Source organism: Streptomyces viridosporus (assembly GCF_002078235.1).
Taxonomy (GTDB): Bacteria; Actinomycetota; Actinomycetes; order Streptomycetales; family Streptomycetaceae; genus Streptomyces; species Streptomyces viridosporus.
Genome location: NZ_MSGP01000058.1, coordinates 18,372 through 27,409, shown reverse-complemented (window position 1 = coordinate 27,409; position 9,038 = coordinate 18,372). Strand labels below are relative to the sequence as shown.

The 9,038-nt window shown below is 75.7% G+C and carries 6 protein-coding genes; all 6 read left to right on the top strand.

Annotation, left to right across the window (positions count from 1 at the left end):
• Nucleotides 1–965, top strand: a 965-nt coding sequence (locus B7L92_RS04320) for an EamA family transporter (protein ID WP_255310750.1), incomplete at its 5' end; no start/stop codon positions are given.
• Between the two features lie 58 nt (nt 966–1,023).
• The gene (locus tag B7L92_RS04315) at nt 1,024–2,721 is read left to right on the top strand and encodes a serine/threonine-protein kinase (RefSeq protein ID WP_081236152.1); all 1,698 of its coding nucleotides are present in this window, start codon (nt 1,024–1,026) and stop codon (nt 2,719–2,721) included.
• A gap of 350 nt (nt 2,722–3,071) precedes the next feature.
• On the top strand, nt 3,072–3,866 hold the full coding sequence (locus tag B7L92_RS04310) for a TIGR03084 family metal-binding protein (protein WP_081236151.1): 795 nt from the start codon (nt 3,072–3,074) through the stop codon (nt 3,864–3,866).
• The gene (locus B7L92_RS04305) at nt 3,863–5,551 is read left to right on the top strand and encodes an acyclic terpene utilization AtuA family protein (protein ID WP_081236150.1); all 1,689 of its coding nucleotides are present in this window, start codon (nt 3,863–3,865) and stop codon (nt 5,549–5,551) included. The genes B7L92_RS04310 and B7L92_RS04305 overlap by 4 nt, the downstream gene beginning before the upstream one ends.
• Nucleotides 5,548–7,146 carry an acyl-CoA carboxylase subunit beta gene (locus B7L92_RS04300; RefSeq protein WP_081236149.1) on the top strand — a complete coding sequence of 533 codons (1,599 nt, stop codon included), beginning with the start codon at nt 5,548–5,550 and terminating at the stop codon, nt 7,144–7,146. Before B7L92_RS04305 ends, B7L92_RS04300 begins: the two co-directional genes overlap by 4 nt.
• A gap of 5 nt (nt 7,147–7,151) precedes the next feature.
• Nucleotides 7,152–9,002, top strand: coding sequence for an acetyl/propionyl/methylcrotonyl-CoA carboxylase subunit alpha (locus B7L92_RS04295; RefSeq protein WP_081236148.1), 1,851 nt, complete (start codon nt 7,152–7,154; stop codon nt 9,000–9,002).
• The last annotated feature ends 36 nt before the right edge of the window (nt 9,003–9,038 follow it).

The window sequence follows — 9,038 nt, the reverse complement described above, 5'->3', positions numbered from 1 at the left end:
CCCCGGCCGCCGCCTCCGCGACGGGCCACGGCCCCGCGACCGCGCCGGACGGCGCCCCGCGCGGGCGAGGTCCCCTGGGGCCGGTGGGGCTGGTCCTCGCCGGAGGGATCTCCGTGCAGTTCGGCGGGGCCCTCGCGGTGATGCTGATCCCCCGGGCCGGTGCGCTCGGGGTGGTGACGCTGCGACTGCTGGTGGCCGCGATCGTGCTGCTGGTGGTGTGCCGGCCCCGGCTGCGCGGGCACTCGCGCGCCGACTGGGGCACGGTGATCGTCTTCGGTGTCGCCATGGCCGCGATGAACGGGCTCTTCTACCAGTCGGTCGCGCGCATCCCGCTGGGCCCGGCGGTCACGCTGGAGGTGCTCGGTCCGCTGGCCCTGTCCGTCCTGGCCTCCCGGCGCGCCGTCAACCTCGTCTGGGCCGCGCTGGCCCTCGCCGGTGTGTTCCTCCTCGGGGGCGGGGGCTTCGACAGCCTCGATCCCCTGGGTGTCGTGTTCGCGCTGGGCGCCGGCGCCATGTGGGCGGCCTACATCGTCTTCAGCTCCCGTACCGGCCGCCGTTTCCCGCAGGCCGACGGGCTCGCCCTCGCCATGGCGGTCGGCGCGGTGCTGTTCCTTCCGCTGGGCATCGCCGAGTCGGGGACGAAGCTGCTGGACCCGGTGACGCTCGCGCTCGGCGCCGGGGTGGCCCTCCTCTCCTCCGTCCTGCCCTACACCCTCGAACTCCTCGCCCTGCGCCGCCTGCCCGCGCCCACCTTCGCCATCCTCATGAGCCTGGAGCCCGCCATCGCCGCGGCGGCCGGTTTCATCATCCTCGACCAGGCCCTGTCCGCGATCCAGTCCGCCGCCATCGCGCTGGTCATCGCGGCGAGCATGGGCGCGGTGCGGACGCAGGCGGGGCGACGCCGGACCAAGGCGCTCCCGGGCCTGCCCCCGGGCCCGCGGCGTCCCCGGCCGGGCAAGAGGTGATCCGCACCGCATAGGCTGCGGACCTGGTCAACTCATCGGGATCAAGGGGAGGGAACCGATGACTCACCCGGCCGAGGTCTTCCAGCCCTTGCAGGACGACGACCCGCGCACGGTGGCCGGTCACCGCCTCGTCGCCCGGCTCGGCGCGGGCGGCATGGGCCGGGTCTACCTGTCGCACACCCCGGGAGGCCGGCCGGTGGCCCTCAAGGTCGTACGGTCGGAACTGGCCGACGACCCGACCTTCCGGCGGCGTTTCGGCCGGGAGATCAGGGCGGCCCGGACGGTGAAGGGCGCGTACACCGCCGAACTGATCGACGCCGACCCGGACGGCACACCGCCCTGGCTGGCCACGGTGTACGTGCCCGGCCCCTCCCTGACGGAGGCCGTCGCCCGGCGCGGACCGCTGCCGGTGCCGGCGGTGCTGTGGCTGATGGCGGGGGTCGCCGAGGCGCTGCAGGACATCCACGGCGCCGGGATCGTCCACCGGGACCTGAAGCCGTCGAACGTGCTGCTGGCCGCCGACGGGCCGCGGGTGATCGACTTCGGCATCGCGCTGGCCGCCGACGCCACCGCGCACACCGCCACGGGCGCCGTCATCGGCACGCCGCAGTTCATGGCCCCCGAGCAGGCGACCGGGGGCGAGGTCACGGCGGCGACCGACGTCTTCGCGCTCGGCCAGACCGCGGCGTTCGCGGCGCTGGGCGAGCCGCTGTACGGGGAGGGCTCCTCGGCCGGCGTGCTGTACCGGATCGTGCACTCGGAACCCGACCTGTCCCGCCTGCCCGAGCGGCTCCGTCCGCTGATCGCCCGGTGCCTCGCCGCCGAGCCGGAGGAGCGGGGCACCCCGGCGGAGGTCGTCGCGTGGTGCCGGCGGGAGCTGGGCCGGGACGCCGACGCGGGCGCGGGCCCGGCCGTCTGGCGGGAGGTGGCAGGGCCGGAAGTGACGGTTCCGCCGCCGGCCCCGGAGCCGTCCCCGGATCCCACCGCGGTGCGCACGCGGCCGTTGCTCGCCCCGCGAGGGCCCGCCGCCCCCTGGCCGGCCGGTCCGCAGGGGCCGAGCGTGCCGCAGGGGCCGGACGAGCGGCGGACCCGCGGGAGACGCTTCGCCCTGGGCGCGGCCGCCGCCCTGGCCGCGGTCGGGTTGCTGCTCGTGGCGGCGTGGACGCTCATGGACGCGACGGACCGGAACGGCGACCGCGACCGGGACCGGGACACGGCCGCGTCCGCGTCCGGGACACCCGGCCCGGCGGAGCGGTCGGCGGCGTCCGGGGAGGCGGCGTCGAGGGGAGAGGCCGGGGCGTCGCAGGGCCCGGGCTCCGCCTCGTCGGCCGCGCCGGGCACGGGGGCCGGCGGCGCCGCGGGCGCGTCCGCGACGCCGCGGGCCCACGCCTACCCGACCCTGATGCTCACCGGCGAGAACTCGGCCAGCACCAGGAGCGGGAACCAGCGCGAGGACCGCGAAGGGGACATCCGCTTCGACTGCTCGCGGGGCAGCTGCGCGCTGGAGAGCGACACCAGCGTGTTCAACATGGTGTTCGGCGATCCGGGCGCCACGTACGAGACGTGCCGGATGCTGACCTCCGGCGTCGACAGCCACCGCCTCCCGCTGGCCGCGGCGGCGGCCGGGAGCGAGATCTGCGTCAAGAACCGCCAGGGGGACATCGCGCTGCTCGTCGTCCAGGTGAAGTCGACCGCCATGCCGGACATCGGCTTCCTGACCGCGGACATGACGGTCTGGCGGGCGGAGTCCGGCTGAGGCGTCGGGCGCGTCCGGAACCGGATCGCCCGCCCCGCCCGAGCGGCCCCCGGACGCAGGGGCCGCTCGGGCGCAGGGGCCGCTCGGATCCACCGGATCGTGCGGAACGCGTGCGGTCGGGACGTACGGGCCATTCATGATCCAGGGCCGGCGAATCGGTGTACCGGCGTACGGCGGAGCACCCCGCCTCGCCGCTTCCCGCCCCACCCCTTCCCGCCGCGCCCCGTGCCGCCGTCGACCGGGGCCGGGCGACGAAAAGATACATGCAAGCGTGCTTGCTTGTTTCATGGCGGGCTGCCATGCTCCACGCGACCGCGCCGCACACCGCCGTCCCCCGAGGGGAGCGCACCGTGTCCGATCCGACGCCCGTGATCGACGATCTGCGTGAGGAGAGCGAGGAGCTCGACCGGCTGGTGGCCGGGCTGGGCCCGGAGCAGTGGGCGCGCAGGACGCCCGCCCCGGGCTGGACCGTGGCCCACCAGATCGCCCACCTCGCCTGGACCGACCGCTCGGCGCTGCTCGCCGTCACGGACGCGGACGGCTTCCGCGAGCTGGTCGAGGACGCCCTCGCCGCCCCGCAGAGCTTCGTCGACGACGGCGCCGAGGAGTACGCCCGGTCCGCGCCCGACACGCTGCTCGCGCGGTGGCGCGAGGGGCGCGCGGCACTGGAGCGGGCGCTGCGGTCGGCGCCGCCCGGGGCGCGCTTCCCCTGGTACGGGCCCCCCATGTCGGCCGCCTCCATGGCGACGGCCCGGCTCATGGAGACCTGGGCCCACGGCCTGGACGTGGCCGACGCGCTCGGTGCGGTGCGGCCGCCCACCGACCGGCTCCGGCACGTGGTGCGGCTCGGGGTGCGCACCCGCGACTTCGCCTACGGGGTGCACGGGCTCACCCCGCCCACCGACCCCTTCCGCGTCGAACTCGTCGCCCCGAGCGGCGAGCTGTGGACCCACGGCCCCGAGGACGCCCCCCAGCGCGTCACCGGCCCCGCGCTCGACTTCTGCCTCCTGGTCACCCAGCGCGCCCACCGCGCCGACCTCGCCCTCACCGCCGACGGCCCCGACGCCGACCGCTGGCTGGACATCGCCCAGGCCTTCGCCGGACCGCCCGGCGCCGGGCGGACGCCGAAGGGGGGCGCCGCGTGACGGCCGCGCCCCTGCGCGTCGGCAACTTCTCCGGCTTCTACGGCGACCGGGCCGACGCCCTGCGCGAGATGCTCACCGGCGGCGAGGTCGACGTCCTCACCGGCGACTACCTCGCCGAACTGACCATGCTCATCCTGGCCCGCGACCGGCTGAAGGACCCCGCCGCCGGATACGCCCGCACCTTCCTGCGGCAACTGGAGGAGAGCCTCGGCCTCGCCCACGAGCGGGGCGTGCGGATCGTCACCAACGCCGGCGGGCTCCACCCGGCCGGGCTCGCCGACGCCGTGCGCCGGCTCGCCGACCGGCTCGGGATCCCGGTGCGGGTCGCCCACGTCGAGGGCGACGACCTCACCGCGCGGCACCCCGGCAGCCTCGCCGCGCACGCCTACCTCGGCGGCTTCGGCATCGCGGCCTGCCTGCGCGGGGGCGCCGACGTCGTGGTCACCGGGCGGGTCACCGACGCCGCCCTGGTCACCGGGCCCGCCGCCGCGCACTTCGGCTGGGCGCCGACGGAGTACGACCGGCTCGCGGGGGCCGTCGTCGCCGGGCACGTGCTGGAGTGCGGGACGCAGGCCACCGGGGGGAACTACGCCTTCTTCGGCGAACGCCCCGCGGACGTCCGGCGGCCCGGCTTCCCGCTCGCCGAGATCCACGCCGACGGCAGCAGCGTCATCACCAAGCACCCCGGCACCGGCGGCTTCGTCGACGTCGGCACGGTCACCGCCCAACTGCTGTACGAGACGGGCGGCGCCCGGTACGCCGGCCCCGACGTCACCGCCCGGCTGGACAGCGTGCGGCTCGGCCAGGACGGGCCGGACCGGGTGCGCGTCGAGGGGGTGCGGGGGGAGGCGCCGCCGCCCGTGCTCAAGACCGGGGTCAACCGGCTCGGCGGCTTCCGCAACGAGGTGGTGTTCGTCCTCACCGGACTCGACATCGAGGCCAAGGCGGAGCTGGTGAAGGAGCAGATGGGCGACGCGCTCGCCAAGGCGCCGCCCGCCGAGGTGCGCTGGGAGCTGGCGCGCACCGACCGGCCCGACGCCGGCACCGAGGAGACCGCGAGCGCGCTGCTGCGGCTCGTCGTACGCGACCCCGGCCGGGAGGCGGTCGGGCGGGCGCTGAGCGGGGCCGCCGTCGAGCTGGCGCTGGCGAGCTACCCCGGCTTCCACGTCCTGGCGCCCCCGGGGAAGGGCTCCCCGTACGGGGTCTTCGAGGACGCGTACGTCCCCCAGGGCGCCGTCGACCACGTGGCCGTCCTCCCCGACGGGCGCCGGGTCGCCGTGCAGCCGCCCCACCGCACCCGCGCCCTCGAGGACGTGCCCGGACCCGCGCTCCCCGAGCCCCTGCCCGCGGGACCCGTGCGGAGGGCCCCGCTCGGGCTGCTCGCCGGCGCCCGCAGCGGGGACAAGGGCGGGAACGCCAACGTCGGGGTCTGGGTCCGCGGCGACGACGCCTGGCGGTGGCTCGCGCACGAGCTGACCGCCGAACGGCTGCGGGAGCTGCTCCCCGAGACCCGCGACCTGCCCGTCACCCGGCACCTCCTGCCGAACCTGCGCGCCGTGAACTTCGTCGTCGAGGGCATCCTCGGCGAGGGCGTCGCCGCGCAGGCCCGTTTCGACCCGCAGGCCAAGGCGCTCGGCGAATGGCTGCGCTCCCGCCACCTGGACATCCCGGAGGTCCTCCTGTGACCGTCCTCGACTCCGCCCTGGACACGGCCGGCCCCGAGTACCGGGCCGCCCGCGAGGCCATGCTCGCCAAGCTCGCCGACCTCGACGCCGAGCACGCCAAGGCCCTCGCGGGCGGCGGCGAGAAGTACGTCGAGCGGCACCGGGGGCGCGGCAAGCTGCTCGCCCGCGAACGCGTCGAGCTGCTCCTCGACCCCGACACGCCCTTCCTGGAACTGTCCCCGCTGGCCGCGTGGGGCAGCGAGTACACGGTCGGCGCCTCCCTGGTCACCGGCATCGGCGTCGTCGAGGGCGTGGAGTGCCTGATCACCGCCAACGACCCGACCGTGCGCGGCGGCGCCAGCAACCCCTGGAGCCTGAGGAAGGCCCTGCGCGCCAACGACATCGCGCTCGCCAACCGGCTGCCCGTGATCAGCCTGGTGGAGTCCGGCGGCGCCGACCTGCCCTCCCAGAAGGAGATCTTCATCCCGGGCGGTGCCGTCTTCCGGGACCTGACCCGGCTGTCGGCGGCCGGCATCCCGACCGTCGCCGTCGTCTTCGGCAACTCCACGGCCGGGGGCGCGTACGTCCCCGGCATGTCCGACCACGTGATCATGGTCAAGGAGCGGGCGAAGGTGTTCCTCGGCGGCCCGCCGCTGGTGAAGATGGCCACCGGGGAGGAGAGCGACGACGAGTCCCTGGGCGGCGCCGGGATGCACGCACGGGTCTCGGGCCTCGCCGACCACTTCGCCGTCGACGAACCGGACGCGCTCCGCCAGGCCCGTCGGATCGTCGCCCGCCTCAACCACCGCAAGGCGTACCCCGACCCGGGACCGGCCGCGCCGCCCGAGTACGACGAGGACGAACTCCTCGGCGTCGTCCCCGGCGACCTGAAGATCCCCTTCGACCCGCGCGAGGTGATCGCGCGCATCGTCGACGCCTCCGACTTCGACGAGTTCAAGCCGCTGTACGGGACCAGCCTGACCACCGGCTGGGCCACCCTGCACGGCTATCCCGTCGGCATCCTCGCCAACGCCCGGGGCGTCCTCTTCAGCGAGGAGTCGCAGAAGGCCGCCCAGTTCATCCAGCTCGCCAACCAGCGCGACATCCCGCTGCTGTTCCTGCACAACACCACCGGCTACATGGTCGGCCGGGAGTACGAGCAGGGCGGCATCGTCAAGCACGGCGCGATGATGATCAACGCGGTCAGCAACTCGAGGGTCCCCCACCTCTCGGTGCTCATGGGCGCCTCCTACGGCGCCGGCCACTACGGCATGTGCGGGCGGGCCTACGACCCGCGGTTCCTGTTCGCCTGGCCCAGCGCCAAGTCCGCCGTCATGGGCCCGCAGCAGCTCGCCGGCGTGCTGTCCATCGTCGCCCGGCAGTCGGCGGCGGCGAAGGGACGGCCGTACGACGACGAGGCGGACGCGGCGCTGCGCGCCATGGTGGAGCAGCAGATCGAGTCCGAGTCGCTGCCGATGTTCCTGTCCGGGCGGCTGTACGACGACGGCGTCATCGACCCGCGCGACACCCGCACCGTCCTCGGCCTGTGCCTGTCGGCCATCCACACCGCGCCCTACGAGGGCGTGCGCGGTGGCTTCGGCGTCTTCCGGATGTGAGGCCCATGATTGCTTCCGTTCTTGTGGCGAACCGCGGCGAGATCGCCTGCCGTGTCGTGCGTACCTGCCGTGACCTGGGCATCCGCACGGTCGCGGTGCACTCGGACGCGGACGGCAACGCCCTCCACGTACGCGTGGCCGACACGGCGGTGCGGCTGCCGGGGACGGCGCCCGCCGACACCTACCTGCGCGGCGACCTGATCGTGAAGGCGGCCCTCGCGGCCGGCGCGGACGCCGTGCACCCCGGCTACGGCTTCCTCTCCGAGAACGCCGGCTTCGCGCGGGCCGTGCGGGACGCGGGCCTGGTGTGGATCGGGCCGCCCCCGGAGGCGATCGAGGCGATGGCGTCCAAGACCCGCGCCAAGGAGCTGATGGGGATCGAGCCCCTGCGCGAGGTCACCGAGGCGGACCTGCCGGTGCTGGTGAAGGCGGCGGCGGGCGGCGGCGGGCGCGGGATGCGCGTCGTACGGCGCCTGGCCGACCTCGACGCCGAACGGGCCGCCGCCCGCGCCGAGGCGGCGAGCGCCTTCGGTGACGGCGAGGTGTTCGTCGAGCCCTACGTGCAGGACGGACGCCACGTCGAGGTGCAGGTCCTCGCCGACACCCACGGCACGGTGTGGACGCTCGGCACCCGGGACTGCTCCCTCCAGCGCCGCCACCAGAAGGTGATCGAGGAGGCCCCGGCCCCCGGGCTGGCACCGGCCCTCACCGACGAACTCCACGCGCTCGCCGTGCGCGCGGCCCGCGCCGTCGGATACGTCGGCGCCGGGACCGTCGAGTTCCTGGTCGCCGGCGACCGGGCGCACTTCCTGGAGATGAACACCCGCCTCCAGGTGGAACACCCGGTCACCGAGGCCGTGTTCGGGATCGACCTCGTCGCCGAGCAGATCCGCGTGGCCGAGGGGCACGCCCTCGCGGCCGACCCGCCCCCCGCGCACGGCCACGCCGTCGAGGCCCGCCTGTACGCCGAGGACCCCGCCCGCGACTGGGCCCCGCAGACCGGCCGCCTGCACCGCCTCTCCGTCCCCGGCGCCGTCCGCCTGGACACCGGGTACACCGACGGCGACGACATCGGCGTGCACTACGACCCCCTGCTCGCCAAGGTCGTCGCGCACGCCCCCACCCGTGCGGAGGCGGTCCGCGCACTCGCCTCCGCGCTGGAACGGGCGGTGATCCACGGCCCCGTCACCAACCGGGACCTCCTCGTCCGCTCCCTGCGGCACCGGGAGTTCGCGGAAGGCCGGATGGACACCGCCTTCTACGACCGCCACCTGACCGCGCTGACCGAGCCGGCCCCGGACCCGTACGCCCCGCTGGCCGCCGCACTCGCCGACGCCCACGGCCGCTCCCGCTTCGGCGGCTGGCGCAACCTGCCCTCCGGGCCGCAGGTCAAGCGGTACGCCCTGGCGGGCGAGGAACACGAGGTCCGCTACCGGCACACCCGGGACGGGCTCGCGGCGGACGGGGTCCGGGTGGTGCACGCCGACGCCGGCCTCGTCGTCCTCGAGGCCGACGGCGTCCGGCGCCGCTACGAGATCGGCCGCTACGGGGACCGGGTGTATGCGGGCGCCACCGCCCTCACCGCCCTGCCCCGCTTCCCCGAACCCGCCGCCCAGCACGCCCCGGGCTCCCTGCTGGCCCCCATGCCGGGCACGGTCGTCCGCGTCGCCGACGGACTGGCCGAGGGAGCCGCCGTCCGGGCGGGCGAGCCCCTGCTGTGGCTGGAGGCGATGAAGATGCAGCACAGGATCACGGCTCCGGTCACGGGCACCCTGGACGCCCTGCACGTGGCACCGGGACAGCAGGTGGAGGTCGGCGCCCTCCTGGCTGTCGTGGAGGCACACCCCACTCCCTGAGGCACGAGGCCGTGCCCGGTGTGCGGCCCTGTGCCG

Coding starts and splice junctions, on each gene's coding strand:
- B7L92_RS04315 (WP_081236152.1), top strand. CDS start 1,024: ATGACTCACCCGGCCGAGGTCTTCCAGCCCTTGCAGGACGACGACCCG.
- B7L92_RS04295 (WP_081236148.1), top strand. CDS start 7,152: ATGATTGCTTCCGTTCTTGTGGCGAACCGCGGCGAGATCGCCTGCCGT.